A 279-nucleotide genomic window follows, 5' to 3' on the forward strand; every position below is an offset into this window, starting at 1 on the left:
CAGGACGACAAAGTTCATCACGCTCGCGCCAAAGGGAATGCCGACGAGGCGCATGACGAGGACGAACGGGCTTTCTCCCGTCCCCGCGCGCTGCCATGGAACGATCGCCACCGTCAACGCAATGGTAACGATGTAGAACAGGAACAGCCGGAAGACGGCGGACTTGAATGCCGTGCGCGCGGCCTGCTGCGGCTGTTTCGCTTCACCAGCAGCTACTGCAATGAATTCGATGCCGATGAAACTGAAGATCGCGATCACCACGGCATACCACGTACCGGA

General features: G+C 59.5%; 1 protein-coding gene. It reads right to left on the reverse strand.

Annotation, left to right across the window (positions count from 1 at the left end):
• The coding region (locus tag EN824_RS34920) for an amino acid permease (RefSeq protein ID WP_135933252.1) at window positions 1-279 on the reverse strand (279 nt) is incomplete at both ends.

Origin of the sequence: Mesorhizobium sp. M8A.F.Ca.ET.181.01.1.1, assembly GCF_004792025.1 — a bacterium.
GTDB lineage: Bacteria > Pseudomonadota > Alphaproteobacteria > Rhizobiales > Rhizobiaceae > Mesorhizobium.